The sequence below is a fragment of the Streptomyces sp. NPDC004051 genome (assembly GCF_053604275.1).
In genome coordinates this window covers 112,106-129,529 of sequence record NZ_JBSGHG010000009.1, presented here as the reverse complement: position 1 = coordinate 129,529, position 17,424 = coordinate 112,106, and the positions used below count along the sequence as shown (strand labels likewise).

General features: G+C 71.7%; 15 protein-coding genes. 3 read left to right on the top strand and 12 right to left on the bottom strand.

The annotated features are described in order from the left end of the window. Window positions 1-6: 6 nt before the first annotated feature. The 3 genes from ACWEQO_RS13070 to nsdA form a co-directional block, all read right to left on the bottom strand. Window positions 7-345 carry a P-II family nitrogen regulator gene (locus ACWEQO_RS13070; RefSeq protein WP_202276222.1) on the bottom strand — a complete coding sequence of 113 codons (339 nt, stop codon included), beginning with the start codon at window positions 343-345 and terminating at the stop codon, window positions 7-9. Beyond that, the gene (locus ACWEQO_RS13065; protein WP_452982168.1) at window positions 342-1,682 is read right to left on the bottom strand and encodes an ammonium transporter; all 1,341 of its coding nucleotides are present in this window, start codon (window positions 1,680-1,682) and stop codon (window positions 342-344) included. The genes ACWEQO_RS13070 and ACWEQO_RS13065 overlap by 4 nt, the downstream gene beginning before the upstream one ends. A gap of 326 nt (window positions 1,683-2,008) precedes the next feature. After that, on the bottom strand, window positions 2,009-3,502 hold the full coding sequence (nsdA, locus tag ACWEQO_RS13060; protein WP_452982165.1) for a transcriptional repressor NsdA: 1,494 nt from the start codon (window positions 3,500-3,502) through the stop codon (window positions 2,009-2,011). 443 nt (window positions 3,503-3,945) lie between these two features. On the opposite strand from nsdA, the gene ACWEQO_RS13055 reads away from it, so the two are divergent. After that, complete coding sequence (locus ACWEQO_RS13055; RefSeq protein WP_452982162.1) at window positions 3,946-4,611, top strand: bifunctional DNA primase/polymerase; 666 nt, start codon at window positions 3,946-3,948, stop codon at window positions 4,609-4,611. Window positions 4,612-4,765: 154 nt separating this feature from the next. On the opposite strand, the gene ftsY is transcribed toward ACWEQO_RS13055, so the two are convergent. The 5 genes from ftsY to ACWEQO_RS13030 all read right to left on the bottom strand — a co-directional run bounded on the left by ftsY (window position 4,766) and on the right by ACWEQO_RS13030 (window position 12,628). Further along, window positions 4,766-5,965 carry a signal recognition particle-docking protein FtsY gene (gene ftsY, locus ACWEQO_RS13050; RefSeq protein WP_452982159.1) on the bottom strand — a complete coding sequence of 400 codons (1,200 nt, stop codon included), beginning with the start codon at window positions 5,963-5,965 and terminating at the stop codon, window positions 4,766-4,768. A 277-nt stretch (window positions 5,966-6,242) separates the two neighbouring features. Then, window positions 6,243-7,661 (bottom strand): sugar porter family MFS transporter, encoded by a 1,419-nt coding sequence (locus tag ACWEQO_RS13045; protein ID WP_361453003.1) that lies wholly within the window; start codon window positions 7,659-7,661, stop codon window positions 6,243-6,245. A 234-nt stretch (window positions 7,662-7,895) separates the two neighbouring features. Beyond that, a complete protein-coding gene (gene smc, locus ACWEQO_RS13040) occupies window positions 7,896-11,492 on the bottom strand; it encodes a chromosome segregation protein SMC (protein WP_452982156.1) in 3,597 nt (1,198 codons plus the stop codon). 271 nt (window positions 11,493-11,763) lie between these two features. Further along, window positions 11,764-11,967: a hypothetical protein gene (locus ACWEQO_RS13035; protein WP_279333674.1), complete on the bottom strand. Its 204-nt coding sequence runs from the start codon at window positions 11,965-11,967 to the stop codon at window positions 11,764-11,766. Between the two features lie 379 nt (window positions 11,968-12,346). Continuing rightward, window positions 12,347-12,628, bottom strand: a complete 282-nt coding sequence (locus ACWEQO_RS13030; protein ID WP_361452997.1) for an acylphosphatase — start codon at window positions 12,626-12,628, stop codon at window positions 12,347-12,349. Between the two features lie 161 nt (window positions 12,629-12,789). Here ACWEQO_RS13030 and ACWEQO_RS13025 point away from each other — a divergent pair, with 161 nt between their 5' ends. Together ACWEQO_RS13025 and ACWEQO_RS13020 are read left to right on the top strand one after the other, a co-directional pair. Beyond that, window positions 12,790-14,175: a CAP domain-containing protein gene (locus ACWEQO_RS13025; RefSeq protein WP_452982152.1), complete on the top strand. Its 1,386-nt coding sequence runs from the start codon at window positions 12,790-12,792 to the stop codon at window positions 14,173-14,175. A 156-nt stretch (window positions 14,176-14,331) separates the two neighbouring features. Further along, window positions 14,332-14,739, top strand: a complete 408-nt coding sequence (locus tag ACWEQO_RS13020; protein ID WP_361452991.1) for a winged helix-turn-helix transcriptional regulator — start codon at window positions 14,332-14,334, stop codon at window positions 14,737-14,739. Here the strand turns inward: ACWEQO_RS13020 and mutM are convergent. From mutM to ACWEQO_RS13000, 4 genes are all read right to left on the bottom strand, one after another. Beyond that, window positions 14,715-15,572: a bifunctional DNA-formamidopyrimidine glycosylase/DNA-(apurinic or apyrimidinic site) lyase gene (gene mutM, locus ACWEQO_RS13015; RefSeq protein WP_361452988.1), complete on the bottom strand. Its 858-nt coding sequence runs from the start codon at window positions 15,570-15,572 to the stop codon at window positions 14,715-14,717. The genes ACWEQO_RS13020 and mutM overlap by 25 nt on opposite strands. 91 nt (window positions 15,573-15,663) lie before the next feature. Beyond that, window positions 15,664-16,527, bottom strand: a complete 864-nt coding sequence (rnc, locus tag ACWEQO_RS13010; protein ID WP_452982148.1) for a ribonuclease III — start codon at window positions 16,525-16,527, stop codon at window positions 15,664-15,666. 7 nt (window positions 16,528-16,534) lie between these two features. Then, window positions 16,535-16,708, bottom strand: a complete 174-nt coding sequence (rpmF, locus tag ACWEQO_RS13005; RefSeq protein ID WP_003951102.1) for a 50S ribosomal protein L32 — start codon at window positions 16,706-16,708, stop codon at window positions 16,535-16,537. 2 nt (window positions 16,709-16,710) lie between these two features. After that, window positions 16,711-17,364, bottom strand: a complete 654-nt coding sequence (locus ACWEQO_RS13000; RefSeq protein WP_361452985.1) for a YceD family protein — start codon at window positions 17,362-17,364, stop codon at window positions 16,711-16,713. Window positions 17,365-17,424: the final 60 nt, after the last annotated feature.

The window sequence follows — 17,424 nt, the reverse complement described above, 5'->3', positions numbered from 1 at the left end:
CCCTGCTCAGAGCGCGTCCGGGCCGCGCTCACCGGTGCGGACCCGGACGGCGGTCCCGACCGGGACCGACCAGACCTTGCCGTCGCCGATCTTGCCGGTGCGGGCCGCCTTGACGATCACGTCGATGAGCTGTTCGGCGTCCTCGTCCTCCACCAGCACCTCGATGCGGATCTTGGGCACCAGGTCGACGGTGTACTCGGCACCGCGGTAGACCTCGGTGTGGCCGCGCTGGCGGCCGTAGCCGCTGGCCTCGGTGACGGTCAGGCCGTGCACCCCGAAAGTCTGCAGGGCCTCCTTGATCTCGTCGAGCCGATGCGGCTTGACGACGGCGGTGATGAGCTTCACGCGTCCACCTTCTTGTTCTCGGCCGGGGCGAGGGGCGCCTGGGCGGCGTTGCGGGCGGCACCGCCGCCGGCGCCGCTGAAGTCGTATGCGGTCTCGGCGTGTTCGGCACGGTCGATGCCGGCCACCTCGTCGTCCCCGGAGACGCGCATGCCGATCGTCCGGTCCAGGAGGAAGGCGAGGAGCGCGGAGACGACCAGGGAGTAGGCGAGGACGCCGAGGACTCCGGCGCACTGCTTCCAGAACTGGTCGAGGCCGCCGCCGTAGAGGAGTCCCCGGACGTCCGACTGGCCCTTGCCGCTGGCGAGGAGGCCGACGAGCAGGGAGCCGATGACGCCGCCGACCAGGTGGACGCCGACGACGTCGAGGGAGTCGTCGTAGCCGAAGCGGTACTTCAGGCCGATGGCCATGGCGCACAGCACACCGGCGACGGCGCCGACCGCGATCGCGCCGAGCGGGGAGACCGCGCCGCCGGCCGGTGTGATGGCGACCAGGCCCGAGACCGCGCCGGAGGCGGCTCCCAGCGTGGTGAACGCGCCGTGGCGGATCTTCTCGTAGGCGAGCCAGCCGAGTACGGCGGCGGCGGTGGCGACCTGGGTGTTGACGAACATCAGCGCGCCGACGCCGTCGTCGTTACCGAGCCAGGAGCCGGCGTTGAAGCCGAACCAGCCGAACCACAGCAGCGCGGCGCCGAGCATGACCAGCGGCAGGCTGTGCGGGCGCATCGGGTCCTTCTTGAAGCCGATGCGCTTGCCGATCACCAGGATCACGCCGAGGGCGGCGGCACCGGCGTTGATGTGGACGGCCGTCCCGCCGGCGAAGTCGATGACGCCCAGTTCGAAGGCCCAGCCGCCGGCGCCCCAGACCCAGTGGGCGACCGGGAAGTAGACGACGGTGACCCACAGGGTGATGAACAGCGCCCATGCGGTGAACTTCACGCGGTCCGCGAGCGCTCCGCTGATCAGGGCGGGGGTGAGGACGGCGAACATCAGCTGGAAGACCAGGAAGACGAAGACGGGGACGGTGGAGCCGTCCCAGAGTTCGGTCAGGCCGATGCCGGTCAGGCCGACCCAGTCGGAGTTCCAGCCGATGACGCTGCCGGAGTCGGTGCCGAACGCCATGGAGAAGCCGTAGAGCACCCACAGGACGGTGACGATCCCCAGGCTGATGAAGCTCATCATCAGCATGTTCAGGGTGCTCTTGACGCGGACCATGCCTCCGTAGAAGAAGGCCAGGCCCGGGGTCATGAGCATCACCAGGGCGGAGCAGATGAGCATGAACCCCGTGTTGGCGGCGGAGAGCGTGGGCGTCTCCGCGGCAAGGGTGACGGCTGCTGCCATCGGCGTCTCCTCGTCGTCGGTACGGCACCGTGCGGGTGGAACCCGAGCGGGTCGTGTGGGGCGGGCCGGTTCCGCGCCACGAGACTCGCGCAGCGCCGTTTCGGTGGAGGCCCCTCGCTGTTTCGCCGCCGTGACGAAGGCACCCGGTGTGTTACGCGTCGATGAACTGCCGGGTCCGCAAAAGCGGTGTCGGTCCGGGCGCGAAGAAGCCGGCCGCGGCGGCCTTCCGATGACCTGGCATGGGGGAGCCGAGTCGGGCAGTTCGGGAGGGCCGGCCGCGGCCGGGGTCTGGGGTTTTGCCGGAGGTTCCTGCGGTCCTTCGGGAGTCAGACCGCTTCGGCGGTCTCCGGCAGCTCGATGGCGAGCCGCTCGGTGAGGTCGACGACCTCGGCGAGGTCGCCGAAGTCGCGGACGGCCGTGTCGACCGTCTTCCGGATCCGGGTGTTGACCCGCTCGGAGCGGACCTTCTTGGCCGCCCTGATGGCCTCGGTGGCGAGGACCGCGCCCCGCTCGGGCTCACGCTGGAGGAGGTGCACGGTGGCCATGCCGATCAGGTTGAGCGCGTACGACCGCTGGTAGTCGGCGCGCTCCTGGGCGAACAGCTCCACGGCCCGCTCCATCAGCGGCTCGGCGAGGGAGGCGTACGTGGGGCTGCGTCCGGCGACGTAGGCGAGGTCGCGGAAGGAGTGGGAGTTCTCGCCGTACAGCTCGGCCTCGGAGAAGAAGCGGATCCAGTCGGGGTCCGGCTCGTCCCACTCGCCGACCTCGGCGAAGGTGTCCTCGGCCATCCTGACCGCGCGTTTGCACCGGCCGGGCTGGCCCATGTTGGCGTAGGCGCGGGCCTCCATCGCGTACAGCATCGACTGGGTGCGCGGGCTCGCGCAGTCACGGCTGCCGTACTGCGCGAGGTGGATGAGCTCCAGGGCGTCCTCGGGCCGGCCGAGGTGGATCATCTGGCGGCTCAGGTTCGACAGGATGTACGAGCCCAGCGGCCGGTCCCCCGCCTCCTTGGCCGCGTGCAGGGCGAGCACGAGGTACTTCTGCGCGGTGGGCTGGAGCCCGACGTCGTACGACATCCAGCCGGCCAGTTCGGCGAGCTCGGCGGCGACCTTGAACAGCCGCCGCCGGATCGGTTCGGGCTGGGGTTCCTGGAGCAGGTCCGTCACCTCGTGCAGCTGCCCGACGACGGCCTTGCGGCGCAGGCCGCCGCCGCACTGGGCGTCCCACTGCCGGAACATCACGGTGGTGGTCTCCAGCAGGTCCAGCTCCGGCTGGGACAGCCGGCCGCGGGTGTGCCCCGGGACGGCGGCCTCGGGCTCCGGGGGGGACGGGGCGGCGGACGGTGTGGGGACGAGCCAGCGCTGCATGGGCTCGATGAGGGACGGGCCCGCGGAGAGGGCCAGCGAGCTCCCGAGGAAGCCGCGCCGCGCGAGCATGAGGTCGCTGCGCGAGAACTCGCTGAGCAGGGCCACGGTCTGCGGGCCCGTCCAGGGCAGGTCGACGCCGGTGGCGGAGGGCGAGGGCCGGCTGGTGCGCAGCCCCAGGTCCTCGACGGAGACCACGACGCCGAAGCGCTCGGAGAACAGCTCGGACAGGATGCGCGGGATGGGCTCGCGCGGGTTCTCCCCGTCCAGCCAGCGGCGCACGCGTGAGGTGTCGGTGGAGATGTGGTTGGCGCCCAGTTGGCGGGCCCTGCGGTTGACCTGGCGGGCGAGTTCGCCCTTGGACCAGCCGCTGCGGACGAACCACGAGGCGAGCAGCTCGTTCGGACGCTTCTCCGTACCCGCAGCGCTCGTCCCGCCACCGCCGTTGCCGCTCACTGGAACGCCCCCATCCCTGAAACCACTCGCCGCTGAGTGCGCCAAGCCCTATCAGAATGCCGGTTGCCGGGGCCGCCGTCCGGCGGATACCACCCACCGAACGGAAAGCCGAGTTGCCTCCGGCATACCCGTGTGCGCATGTGCCCCAAGAAGCCGTGCACACAACGTAGCGCTACGATCACCCGTTCAGCCATGGCGAACCGGCAATCGCCACCATTCGCCACCCCATCGAATGAACTCACGGTGGCCGACTCACGATTCACTTGACACAGGGCGGCCACGGTGGTTGCGGCGAGGCACTCGGGGGCGCGCACCGTTCCGCGCACCACCCCGGACGCTTCCGGACGCCGACTGGGCCGTGCGGCACGGGGAAATCGAGAACAGAGAGTCACGCGTCGCGCCCGCTGCGTAACCGCCGGTGCGTCGGACCCGTTGGAGGGGGCATGGGCTTCACGATCGGCATCAGCCGGGGCATCCGCGACATCCGGTCCGGCTCACGCCGCCGGGGACGCGTGTCGGACGGCACCGAAGTGGCGGAGTACACCGGGCTGTGGGGCTGGGACGTGGTGCCGGGCGCCCGCGCCGCGGCCGGCGCCTGCTCCTGCGGCCGGACGGGATGCCGGGCGCCGGGGGCGCATCCGCTCGACCTCGCCCCGGAGATCCCCGCCGGGGCCCCGCTGGACGACGTGACGGAGATCTGGGCCGGGTACCCGGGCGCCGCGATGATGCTGCCGGTCGGGCGGGCGTTCGACGTGATCGAGGTGGCCGAGCCCGCCGGGTGCCGCGCCCTGGCCCGGCTGGAGCGCATGGGCCTGCCCGTGGGCCCGGTCGCCGCCACCCCGGACGGCCGGGCCCAGTTCTTCGTCGCCCCCGGCGCCGCCGCCGCGCTCCCCGAGCTGCTCTACCGCATGGGCTGGGACGACCCGTCCGCCCTCGATCTGCGCGGTCTCGGCCCCGGTACGCACATCACGGCGCCGGCCTCGGACCGGGGCGGCCTCGGCCCGGTGCGCTGGCTGCGCTCCCCCGCCCTCGACTCGGTCCCCCGCCCGCCCGAGGCCCGTCTGCTCCTGGGCACGCTGGCGTACGTCGTGCACCGGTCGCAGGCATAGGCACAGCACAGGCGTCGGTGTCGGCGCCGGAAGCCGCAGCCGCAGGCCCCGGAGCCGTACGCGGGGTGGCACGGCGAAGCGCCCGGTTCCGGGTTTCCGGAAGCGGGCGCTTCTTCGCGTCGGTGCGGATGCCGTCCGGCGGGCCGCCTCGGGGTCACTCCCCGATGAGCGCGTCCACGAACGCCTCGGGCTCGAACGGCGCCAGGTCGTCCGCGCCCTCGCCGAGGCCGATCAGCTTGACCGGGACGCCCAGCTCACGCTGGACGGCGATCACGATGCCGCCCTTGGCCGTGCCGTCCAGCTTGGTGAGCACGATGCCGGTGATGTCGACGACCTCGGCGAAGACCCGGGCCTGGACCAGGCCGTTCTGACCGGTGGTGGCGTCGAGCACGAGCAGCACCTCGTCCAGCGGGGCCTGCTTCTCCACGACCCGCTTGACCTTGCCGAGCTCGTCCATCAGACCGGTCTTGGTGTGCAGTCGGCCGGCGGTGTCGATGAGCACGACGCCCGCACCCATCTCCTTGCCCTCCTTGACCGCGTCGAACGCGACGGAGGCCGGGTCGCCGCCCTCCGGACCGCGCACGGTGTGGGCGCCGACGCGCTCGCCCCAGGTCTGGAGCTGGTCGGCGGCGGCGGCGCGGAACGTGTCGGCGGCGCCGAGGACGACGGTGTTGCCGTCGGCGACCAGGACACGGGCGAGCTTGCCGGTGGTGGTGGTCTTGCCGGTGCCGTTGACCCCCACGACCATCACGACGCCCGGACCACCGGTCCCGGTCTCGGTGCGCACGGTGCGGTCCATCGTGGGATCGACCAGGGTGACCAGCTCCTCGCGGAGCAGCCCGCGCAGTTCGGCGGGGGTGCGGGTGCCGAGCACCTTCACGCGCTCGCGCAGCCGCTCGACCAGCTCCTGGGTGGGCTGCACGCCGACGTCGGCGGTGAGCAGGGTGTCCTCGACCTCCTCCCAGGTGTCCTCGTCGAGGTGCTCGCGGGAGAGCAGGATGAGCAGGCCCTTGCCCAGGGCGTTCTGTGAACGGGAGAGACGGGTTCGCAGCCGGACGAGCCGGCCGGCGGTGGGCTCCGGGATCTCGATCGCGGGAGCCTCGGCGGGCGGCTCCTCGACGACGACCGGGGCGGAGCCGTCCGGAAGATCAACCTCCTCGATGGTGCGCCGCGGTTCCTCCCGCGGCGTCTCGGCCTCGTCGCCGACGTGCGGCTCGGCCGGAGGGGCGGTGATGTCGGGTGCGGTGGGCGGCGGCGGGGGCGGTTGCTTCCTGCGGCGGCTGCCGACAATGAGCCCGCCGAGCACACCGAACACGACCACGGCGATGACTACAGCAAGGATGACGATGTCCATAACGGGTCCAGTATCAGTCATGGGCGGCCCGGTCGAGCCGAGGTCGGCCCCAGTGGAACGGTCCGTGCCGCCCCGGGCCGGCGGCGCGGCGTCCGTCGGCCGACGGGGCGCGGGTCAGGACGTGCGGCGCACGGTGCGGACACGCCGCCGCCCCGGCCCGGACGGGTCGTCCGGAGCGGGGCGGCGATGTACGAGGAGAGGGGCAGCGGGGACTTGAACCCCTCTCCTCGGGCTCGGGTGGGACGGGTCCCGTGGACCGTCGGTCCCGTGGGCGCGGTCAGCCCATCTCCTCCAGGGCCTTGCCCTTCGTCTCCTTGACGAACTTCAGGACGAACGGGATGGAGAGCGCCGCGAACACCGTGTAGATCACGTAGGTGCCGGAGAGGTTCCAGTCGGCCAGCGACGGGAAGCTCGCGGTGATGGCCCAGTTGGCGATCCACTGGGCGGCGGCGGCCACGCCCAGCGCGGCGGCGCGGATCCGGTTCGGGAACATCTCGCCGAGCATGACCCAGACGACCACACCCCAGGACAGGGCGAAGAAGAGGACGAACATGTGGGCGGCGAGCAGGGCGACCCAGCCCTGGGTGGCGGGCAGCTTGCCGTCGACGAGGTCGAAGGAGAAGGCCCAGGCCTCCAGGGCGAGGCCGATCACCATGCCGACGGAGCCGATGATCGCGAGCGGCCTGCGGCCGATGCGGTCGACGAAGAGCATCGCGATGACGGTGCCGACGATGTTGATGATCGACGTGGTGAAGGAGTAGAAGAACGAGTCCGCCGGGTCGACGCCGACCGACTGCCACAGCGTCGCCGAGTAGTAGAACGCGACGTTGATGCCGACGAACTGCTGGAAGACCGACAGGCCGATACCGACCCAGACGATCGGCTTGAAGAAGAAGCTGCCGCCGAGGAGATCCTTGAAGCGGGACTTCTCCTCGCTGTGCATCGCCGTCTCGATCTCGCTGACGCGGGCGTCCAGGTCGACGTTCTTGCCCTCGACCTCTTCGAGGATCTTCCGGGCGCGCTCGTGCTTGCCGACCGAGATCAGGTAGCGGGGGGACTCGGGGATGGCGAAGGAGAGCAGTCCGTACAGCACGGCCGGGACGACCATGACGCCCAGCATCAGCTGCCAGGCCTCCAGGCCCAGCAGCGTGCCGCGCTGGTCGCCGTCGGCGGCGTTCAGGATGCCCCAGTTGACCAGCTGCGACACGGCGATGCCGACGACGATCGCGGCCTGCTGGAAGGAGCCGAGCCGGCCGCGGTAGGCGGGCGGGGCGACCTCGGCGATGTAGGCCGGGCCGATCACCGAGGCCATACCGATGGCGACGCCGCCGACGACCCGCCAGAAGGCGAGGTCGTAGAGGGTGAAGGGCAGGGCGGAGCCGATGGCGCTGACGGTGAACAGGAGCGCGGCGATCTGCATGACCCGGATGCGGCCGATGCGGTCGGCTATGCGTCCGGCGGTCGCGGCACCGACGGCACAGCCGATCAGGGCGACGGCGATGACCTGGGCGAGCGCGGCCGAGCCGATGTCGTAGCGGTCCCGGATGGCCTCGACGGCGCCGTTGATCACGGAGCTGTCGTAGCCGAAGAGGAAGCCGCCCATGGCGGCCGCCGCCGTGATGAAGATGACGTGCCCGAGATGCTCGGGGTGAGCCGTCCCGGCTCCTGATGACTGCGCCTGCGCTGAGCTGGTCACGTGTAACTCCTCGGGCCACCGGCAACATCGCCGGATGGGGGTCAGCCCTTCGAGGTCCACCTGAAGGTACCTGAAGGTAAAAGCAACATGGCGAAGACTATTCGTTCAAGTTCTGAAGTCAACGGGGGGTTATGAAACAGATGCCTGCAGACTCTGTGAAGTTGACTTCAAGAGTCGAAGGCATGCATGCGGGACACAGACGGATGATCATGAATATGCACAGGGTGCGCGGGCCTAACGAAGGCGCTGGCTGACGACCTTGGAGACGCCGTCGCCCTGCATGGAGACGCCGTAGAGCGCGTCGGCGACCTCCATCGTGCGCTTCTGATGGGTGATCACGATCAGCTGCGAGGCCTCCTGCAGCTCCCGCATGAGGCCGATCAGCCGCTGGAGGTTGGTGTCGTCGAGAGCGGCCTCGACCTCGTCCATGACGTAGAACGGGCTCGGCCGCGCCTTGAAGATCGACACCAGCAGCGCCACGGCGGTCAGTGACCGCTCACCGCCCGAGAGCAGCGACAGCCGTTTGACCTTCTTGCCCGGCGGACGCGCCTCGACGTCCACGCCCGTGGTGAGCATGTTGTCGGGGTCGGTCAGCACCAGCCGCCCCTCACCGCCCGGGAACAGCCGGGAGAAGACGCCCTCGAACTCCCGGGCCGTGTCCCGGTAGGCCTCGCCGAAGACCTGCTCGACGCGCTCGTCGACCTCCTTGACGACCTGGAGCAGATCCGCGCGGGTCTTCCTCAGGTCCTCCAGCTGCTCGCCGAGGAACTGGTGGCGTTCCTCCAGTGCCGCGAACTCCTCCAGCGCGAGCGGGTTCACCTTGCCGAGCTGCTGGTAGGCCCGCTCGGCGGCCTTCAGCCGCTTCTCCTGCTCCGCCCGTACGAAGGGGCGGGGCGTGTTGCGCGGGTGCTCGGGGTCGTCCGGGAGGTCCTCCCCGTCGGCGGGGGGCGAGGGCGGCACCAGTCGGTGCGGCCCGTACTCCGTCACCAGCCCCTCCGGTTCGACACCCAGTTCCTCCAGCGCCCTGGTCTCCAGCTGCTCCATCCGCAGCCGCTTCTCGGCGCCGAGCACCTCGCCCCGGTGGACCGAGTCCGTCACCTTGTCGAGTTCCGCCTTGAGCTCGCGCCCCTCGGTGCGCGCCCGGGCGAGTTCCTGCTCGCTGCGGGCCTTCGCGGCCTCGGCGGCGGCGCGCTCCTGCTCGGCACGCGCGAGGGACACCTCGACGTGCGCGAGCAACTGCCGGGCGCCGCCCGCGACGGCCCGGGCGACGGCTGCCTCGTGCCGCAGCCGGGCCCGCCGCTGCTCGGCACGCGCACGTGCCTCGCGTTCCGCGCGGGCGGCCCGGTCGAGGGAGTCGGCCCGCCCGGCGAGCCCCTTGACCCGCTCCTCGTGCGTACGCACCTGGAGCCGGGCCTCCATCTCGGTCTGGCGGGCGTTGGCCCCGTCGGCGGCGAGCCGGTCCCGCACGGAGGAGTCGGGCTCCTCCCCCTCCCCGAAGGGGGCGCTCTCCTCGGCGACGGCGAGCCGTTCGGCGAGTTCCTCCACCTCGGTGAGCGCCTTGTCCAGGGCCTCCCGCGCCCTGGCGGCCGCGGCGGCGGCACGCTCGGCCTCCCCGGCCGCGCCCCGTGCCTGCCCGGCGAGCCGGCCCAGTTGCTGGGCGACGGAGGACTTCTCCCGGTCGGCGGCCCGGCGCCGCTCCGCCAGTTCCCCGACGAGGGCCGCGCACCGGCCGCGCTCCTCGGCCGCTGTGTGCTGGGCCAGGGTCAGTTCCTCGCACCGCGCACCGAGCTCCTCCAGCTCGGCGGCGGCCTCGTCCACGGACGCCCGCACCTCGAGCAGGCTCGGGGCTCCCTCCGAGCCGCCGTGCGCGAAGTGCGCGCCCAGCAGATCGCCCTCGGCGGTCACGGCGGTCAGTTCGGGCCGCGCGTACACCAGCTCCTCGGCGTCCTCCAGGGTGTCGACGACGACGATGTCCCGCAGCAACCGGCGTACGGCGGGCAGGAGTTCGGCGGGTCCGCGTACCAGGTCGGCGGCCCGGGGAGGACTGTCGGGAGCCTCCGCGGGCGGCTCGTGCGGTGCGTCGGCGGGTGCTTCTCGCGGTCCGTCGTCGAAGGTGCCGGTGAGCAGCAGGGTGGCGCGGCCCGCTTCCTGTTTGCGCAGCAGGCGGATCGCGTCGGCGGCGGTGGCGGGGCCGGTGACGGCGAGGGCGTCGGCGGCGGCCCCGAGGGCGGCGGCGAGGGCGACCTCGTGGCCCGGGGTCACGGTGAGCAGTTCGGCGGCGGGACCGAGCAGTCCGGCGAGCCGGTCCTGCGCCGCGAGCAGCGCGCCGGTGCCGTCCTTGCGGCGCAGGCCGAGGGCGAGGGCCTCGTGGCGGGCCCGGGTCGCGGCGCGCTCGCGTTCGACGGCGGTGACCGCCTCGCGGGCCGTGGTGAGGGCGGCCTCGGCCTCGGCGAGCCGCCGTTCGGCCTCCGTGTGCCGTCCGGCGAGTTCCGCGTCGTCGGCGTCGAGGCCGTCGACCTCGGCCTGCAGGGCCTCGTACTCCTCCTGGGCGGCGACGGCCCGTTCCTGGGCCTCGTCGCGGGCCGCGGCCAGGCGTTCGATCTCGGCCTGGGCCGCCGCGGCACGCGAACGGGCCGCACCCACCTGGCCCGTGAGCCGGGCGAGCCCCTCGCGCCGGTCGGCGAGGGCGCGCGCGGCGTCCTTCAGCCGCCGTTCCTCCAGGGCGAGCTCGCGTTCCAGCTCCGCGCGGTGGGCGACCGTGTTCTCCAGGGCGTGTTCGGCGGCCTCGAGGGCGGCCTCCAGCTCGGCCTCCTGCTCGCGGACGCGGGCGGCCTCGCGCTCCATGTCCTCCGGGTCGCGTCCCCGGCGCTCCTCAGGGGGTGCGGAGGTCGCGCTCTTCACCCGCGCCTCGGCCAGCGAGACGGTGCCGCGCACCCGCTCGGCGAGCTGGGAGAGCTCGTACCAGGTCTGCTGGGCGCCGTGCAGGCGCGGAGCGAGCCGGCGCACCTCGTCCTCGAGGGCCGCCTCCCGCTGGAGCGCCGTGCGCAGTTCCCGCTCGGCGGTGTCCTTGCGCTCCTTGAGGGCGGCCTCGTCGGCGATCTCCGCCGCGACCGCGTCGCGCAGCCGCACGAGGTCGTCGGCGAGGAGGCGCAGCCGGACGTCGCGCAGGTCGGCCTGGACGACGGCGGCCCTTCTGGCGACCGCGGCCTGGCGGCCGAGGGGTTTGAGCTGGCGGCGCAGTTCGTCGGTGAGGTCCTGTACGCGCGCGAGGTTGGCCTGCATCGCGTCCAGCTTGCGCAGCGCCTTCTCCTTGCGCTTGCGGTGTTTGAGGACACCGGCCGCCTCCTCGATGAAGGCGCGGCGGCCCGTCGGGTCGGCGTGCAGCACGGAGTCCAGCTGGCCCTGGCCGACGATGACGTGCATCTCCCGGCCGATGCCGGAGTCGGAGAGCAGTTCCTGGATGTCGAGGAGGCGGCAGGTGTCGCCGTTGATCTGGTACTCGCTGCCGCCGTTGCGGAACATGATCCGCGTGATGGTGACCTCGGCGTACTCGATGGGCAGGGCGCCGTCGGCGTTGTCGATGGTCAGCGACACCTCGGCGCGGCCGAGCGGCGGGCGGCCGGTGGTGCCGGCGAAGATGACGTCCTCCATCTTGCCGCCGCGCAGCGACTTGGCGCCCTGCTCGCCCATGACCCAGCTGAGCGCGTCCACCACGTTGGACTTGCCCGAGCCGTTCGGACCGACGACGCACGTGATGCCCGGTTCGAACCGGAGCGTGGTCGCCGAGGCGAAGGACTTGAAGCCTCGGAGGGTCAGGGCCTTGAGGTGCACGTGGCCGGACTCTACCTGTCCGGGATGTCCCACTCCATGAACCGGCGGTTTCACAGGTGAACGCGCAGGGCACACCAAACGTTAAAGACGGTGAAAGGATGCGCGGGTCAAGGAACCGGGAAACCGGGCGGCGCAGGGGGTACCAGGGGGTACGGAGGCGGGGGAAGGCCAGGAAAGAAGGGACGCCGGGGCGTCCCTTGCACTTCTGACGACGTGGCGGTGGTGACGGGCGAACCGACCGCTGCCCTGCCGGGGTGGAGCGGTGCAGCGATCAGGTCAGCGCAGGCTCCGCCTGGTGTGCGTCAACGCTCTCCATGATCCTGTCCTGAGAAGCGGCAGCCGCGAGCTCGTCGTTCTCCGCCTGGATCCGTACGAGTTCGGATTCCAGGTCCTGGACGCGCCGCTGGAGCCGTCGCATCTCGGCGAGGAGTCGAGGGTCCGAGCCGCCGACGTAACCGAGAAGCGCCTTTGCCATGATGGATGGTCCTCCACAATGCGTGACCGACCTGTGCGGTGTGGGTCGTGAGGGATGAGCACCCGCGGTGCTTGGCAGACCTGGAGTTGTGCTGCCGTTCAGCCATGCCAAACAGCTAAGGTGCGCGGGGCTTTCAGCGTCTCACCAAAAAGTTTGACGGTCAACACGATCACGCCCCGTATCGGCGGATGGCCGAGCGCGCACGGCCGTCGGACGGGGGCGGCGCCGCTCGTACCGACCCTCGGGGCGTGGTGGACCGGATGCGCGGGGAAGCCTCCCACGACGGAGGGGTTCTTGGCAATCACCAGGAACTTTCCGCGCTTTCGGACCGGCCGGGGCGCCCTCCCCGAGCCCCGGGAGTTCCGGGAGGGCGGCGGGATCAACGGATGGCGAAGCCCTCGTAGCCGCCGCGGGGTGTGTCCCATATCTCGGTGACCCCGTCCACCTGTCCGGGCGTGTCGCCGTCCTGGAGCCAGTCGAGCAGGCTCTCACAGCGCTCCCGGGAGCCCTCCGCGACCACTTGGACCCGGCCGTCGCCCAAATTGAGAGCAAAGCCACTCAGGCCGCCGATCTCCAACGCCTTGGCCCGCGTGAACCAGCGGAAACCCACACCTTGGACCCTTCCTCGCACCCAGGCGATCAGTCGCACGTCCTCGCTCATGACTGCAACCTAACCGGACAATGTCCCGCGGGGCACTCCCTCCCCATGCGCCATGCGGTACCGTCCCGGTCAAACGAATCTCATATGAAACTCACTCGATCGTGTGAGTTTCGTGTTGATCGCGAGGACGAGTCGACCGCAAGGACCAGGAAGGCCAGGACATGGGACGCCACCGACGCTCCGACGCCGGCCGCGCCGCCACGGGCCGCGCCGCCACGGAGGTCACTCAGCACGACGGCCGGTACCACGGGAGCCACGACCCGCTGAGCGCGCACGCGGCGGACGCCCCGACGATGGGCATCGCCCCCTACCTGAACCCGGATGCGTACGCCGAGACGTCCGCGAGGAGCGAGGCCTACCTCTTCGCGACGGAGGACGGCCCCGGCGACGGCTACACCCCCGACGGCTTCGCGCAGAACGACTTCGCGCAGAACGACTTCGCCCAAGGCGACTTCACGCAGAACGGCTTCCCCCAGGACGGCTTCGCGCAGGGCGCCCCCTCCGGAGCCGCCTTCCAGGCGAACCACGGCAACGACCGCCCCGGCGGCTTCCCGGCCGGCCCCGACCGCTCCGCGTCCGTCGCCGAGACGGCCGTCTTCATGAGCGACGACCTCCCGCCCAGGGGCGCCCCGCGGGGCGGTCTCCCCGACGACGGCTTCACGCCCGGCGACGGTGACCGGCACTCGGGCGGCCCGGGCGGACGGCGCCGGAAGAAGAAGGCCGCGACACCGGTGCGCACCGGGCTGCTCGGAGTCTCCGCCGCGGTGGCCCTCGGCACGGTCGCGGTGGCCACGGGCGCGGTGCCGGGCCTCGAGAGCTACAAGCTCGGCGGCGACAGCTCCCCCGGCGAGACGGTGGAGGCCGCGGGCACCCCGACCAACACCCCCGGCGAGCAGGGCGGCACCTCGGGCAGCCTCGAGAACCAGAGCCGTGAGGCCGGCGCCCCCGCCAGCCGCGACGGCGAGCGCTCCACCTCGCCGAAGCCCGCGCCGTCGACCCCCTCGGCCGAGCAGTCGAAGCCCCCGGAGACGGAGGCGCCGGAGAAGGCGCCGGAGCAGCAGAAGCCGGCGGCGACGCCGAGCGAGAAGCCCGAGACGACGACACCGCCCCGCAAGACCGCTCCGGAGCCGGAGAGGCAGGCGCCGAGCAGTCCGGTGACCGTCTCCGAGGAGGCCGCCGCCGGGGCCCAGGTGCTCCAGCTGGTCAACCAGGAGCGGGCCAAGGTGGGCTGCAGCCCGGTCGCCGCGAACAGCGCGCTGACGGGTCTGGCCGCGGCGTTCAGCCAGGACATGGCCGAGCGCGGCTTCTTCGACCACACGGACCCCGACGGCGACACCCCGTGGGACAGGGCGAAGGCGGCCGGGATAGCCGACCTCGGCGGGGAGAACATAGCCCGCGGCCAGGCGACCGCCGCGGCCGTGATGGAAGCCTGGATGGACAGTCCCGGCCACAAGGCGAACATACTGAACTGCGACTTCAAGACGCTGGGCGTGGGCGTGCACTTCGGATCGGGCGGCCCGTGGTGGACCCAGAACTTCGGCTACTAGCCGGACATCGGGAGTACGCACCGCACTGACGTGGACGGCGGTCCGGGGCTTCCCGGGCCGCCCTCCGTGTTTCTCGGCGTTCCTCGGCACCTACCGGCACTGACTTCCGGTTAGTGCGTTCTGCTGGTAAGCGCTGCGCTGAAGTACGCTGATCGCATGACGACCACGCGGCGGTACTCGGGCGAGCCCGGGGATCCGGGGCTTCCCTACAACGCGTTCGCCAAGGAGTGCCCCTCACGCGGCACGCTGGAGCATGTGACGGGACGCTGGGGCGCGCTGACGCTCGGGGCGCTGTCCGGGGGCTCGCTGCGCTTCAACGAGCTGCGCCGCCGCGTCGACGGGGTGAGCGAGAAGATGCTGTCCCAGACGCTGCACGCGCTGGAACGGGACGGCCTGGTGCACCGCGAGGCACAGCCGACCAACCCGCCCCGGGTGGACTACGAACTCACCCCGCTGGGCCACGAGGCCGCGCGGCGCGTGCTGTCCCTCATCCACTTCCTGGAGGACAGCATGGACGACGTCCTGCTGGCGCGGGAGAGTTACGACGCGCGCGGAGCCCGCTGACACCTCGGGCAGAAGTAACTGGACCGGTTCATCCAGGGCCGCCGGCGTATCGGCGTGCCGCAGCGGCGGCAGGGCAGGTCCTCCCGCCCGTAGGCGTCCAGGGACCGGTCGAAGTAGCCCGACTCGCCGTTGACGTCGACGTAGAGGCTGTCGAAGCTGGTGCCGCCCACCGCGAGGGCGGCGTTCATCACGTCCCGCACATGGTCCAGGAGGAGCTGGGAGCGCGGGCGGGTGAAGGTCTCCGTCGGGCGCTCGTAGTGGATGCGGGCCCGCCACAGCGCCTCGTCCGCGTAGATGTTGCCGACGCCGCTGATCAGCGACTGGTCCAGCAGGGCCCGCTTGACGGTGGTGCGCTTGCGGCGCAGTGCCCGGTGGAAGGCGTCGTCGTCGAAGAGCGGGTCGAGCGGGTCGCGGGCGATGTGCGCGATGACGTCGGGCAGGCCCTCGGGGGTGTTCTCGTGCAACGACAGCCCGCCGAAGGTGCGTTGGTCGACGAAGCGGAGCTCGGTGTCCAGGGCGTCCGTGAAGCGGACCCGGACCCGCAGGTGCTTCTCGTCCACCGCCGTGTGCGGCTGGACCAGCAGCTGGCCGCTCATGCCGAGGTGGGCCAGCACGGACTGGTCCGTGCCCTCCAGGGGCAGCCACAGGTACTTGCCGCGGCGGCTCGGGACACCGACACGACGGCCCTTCAGACGGTGTGTGAAGTCCTCGGCACCGGCGAGGTGGCGGCGTACCGCACGCGGGTGCAGCACCTCGGCCTCGGCGACGGTCCGGTGGGCGACCCACCGCTCCAGTCCCCGCCGTACGACCTCGACCTCGGGCAGCTCGGGCATCGTTCCCCCTTCCGAGGATCGGTCCACGAGTGCGACCCGAGCGTCCGCCCCGGCGGGGCGGACGCTCGGGTCGCACTCGGCGTGTGTGGCGTCAGGCGGAGGCCGACGGTGCGCCGGCGGCCGGTTCGGCACCCGCGTCGACGGCGACTTCGGCAGCCGGCTCGTCCGCGGCGGCCTCGGCCGCAGCGGCTCGCTCGTCGGCCGCGGTCCGGATGGACCGCCAGGCGGCCTCGGCGGCCTGCTGCTCCGCTTCCTTCTTGCTGCGGCCGGTGCCGGTGCCGTACGAGACGCCTCCGACGCGGGCGGCAGCAGTGAAGGTCTTCTCGTGGTCGGGTCCGGTCTCCGTGACCAGGTACTCGGGCACGCCGAGCCCTTCGGTCGCGGTGAGCTCCTGGAGGCTGGTCTTCCAGTCCAGGCCGGCGCCGAGGTTCGAGGACTTCTCGATCAGCGGGTCGAACAGGCGGTGCACCAGTTCGGAGGCCGCGTCGAGGCCCTGGTCGAGATAGACCGCGCCGATCACCGCTTCGAGGGTGTCGGCGAGGATGGACGCCTTGTCCCGGCCGCCTGTGCCCTCTTCACCGCGGCCGAGCCGGATGAAGGAACCGAGATCGAGCCCGCGGCCCACCTCCGCCAGCGCACGCGAGTTGACCACCGCGGCCCGCAACTTGGCCAGCTGGCCCTCGGGCAGGTCGGGGTGGGTGCGGTACAGCGTGTCCGTGACGACGAGGCCGAGCACGGAGTCCCCGAGGAACTCCAGCCGCTCGTTCGTCGGCAGGCCGCCGTTCTCGTACGCGTAGGAACGGTGGGTCAGCGCACGCACCAGAAGGGCGGACTCGAGCTGATAGCCGAGCCGCCCTTCCAGAAGCGTGTGGGACGAGGCCTGGTTGTTGTCCGCCGGTCCGCTCCCGCTCACGCGGGACGACTGCTTCTTGGGCGTGGACACAGTGCCTCTCACCAGCCGCTCAGACCTCGAGGACCTGGCGCTTGTTGTAGGTGCCGCAAGACGGGCACGCGATGTGCTGCTGCTTGGGCTCGTGGCAGCGCTCGCACGCAACCAGGGTGGGGACCGCAGCCTTCCACTGCGACCGGCGGTGGCGCGTGTTGCTGCGCGACATCTTCCGCTTCGGAACAGCCACGGCTACTTCTCCTGCTTCTCGGCGGCGTCCGCGGATCCTGGACCGTCGCCGCTCATCTCGTCCTTCTCGCCGTCTTCGAGTGAACCGGCGAGTCCCTGCAGTGCCGCCCAACGGATGTCGACGGCGTCGTGGTGGTGGTCCGGGTCGTCCGCGAGCCGGGCTCCGCATTCGGAACACAGGCCGGGGCAGTCGTCCTGGCACACCGGCTGCATCGGCAGTGCGAGCACCACCGCGTCACGCAGCACGGTCTCGAGGTCGAGCATGCCGTCCTCGAGGAAGAGCCTGTCCTCGTCGTCCTCGGCGTCGTCGCCCGGCTCCGCGATCACACGGCCCCGGTCGTCGGCGTCAGGGTACGAGAACATCTCCTGGAAATCCGCCACGAGCTCCAGCTCGAGCGGCTCCAGACACCTTACGCACTCCCCCTCGGCCGTCGCACGGGCGGTGCCCGTGACGAGCACCCCTTCCATGACCGACTCGAGCCGGAGCTCAAGCTCCACCGGGGCGCCTTCCGGCACTCCGACGACTCCCTGGACACCGAAGTCCCTGGGTGCCTCGACCGAGCGGGTCAGCCGCTGCAGCGCGCCCGGCCTCCGTCCCAGCTCGTGCGTGTCGAACACGAGGGGATTGCGGTGGTCGAGGCGGGCGTTCAGGGCCATTCCTGCTTTCGGTCTTCGAGCTTGGGGAACGCCGACCCGTGGAGTTCGCGGGCAGCGTGG

Coding starts and splice junctions, on each gene's coding strand:
- ACWEQO_RS13065 (WP_452982168.1), bottom strand. CDS start 1,682: ATGGCAGCAGCCGTCACCCTTGCCGCGGAGACGCCCACGCTCTCCGCC.
- ACWEQO_RS13055 (WP_452982162.1), top strand. CDS start 3,946: ATGGGCTTCACGATCGGCATCAGCCGGGGCATCCGCGACATCCGGTCC.
- ftsY (WP_452982159.1), bottom strand. CDS start 5,965: ATGGACATCGTCATCCTTGCTGTAGTCATCGCCGTGGTCGTGTTCGGT.
- ACWEQO_RS13035 (WP_279333674.1), bottom strand. CDS start 11,967: ATGGCAAAGGCGCTTCTCGGTTACGTCGGCGGCTCGGACCCTCGACTC.
- ACWEQO_RS13030 (WP_361452997.1), bottom strand. CDS start 12,628: ATGAGCGAGGACGTGCGACTGATCGCCTGGGTGCGAGGAAGGGTCCAA.
- ACWEQO_RS13025 (WP_452982152.1), top strand. CDS start 12,790: ATGGGACGCCACCGACGCTCCGACGCCGGCCGCGCCGCCACGGGCCGC.
- ACWEQO_RS13020 (WP_361452991.1), top strand. CDS start 14,332: ATGACGACCACGCGGCGGTACTCGGGCGAGCCCGGGGATCCGGGGCTT.
- mutM (WP_361452988.1), bottom strand. CDS start 15,572: ATGCCCGAGCTGCCCGAGGTCGAGGTCGTACGGCGGGGACTGGAGCGG.
- ACWEQO_RS13000 (WP_361452985.1), bottom strand. CDS start 17,364: ATGGCCCTGAACGCCCGCCTCGACCACCGCAATCCCCTCGTGTTCGAC.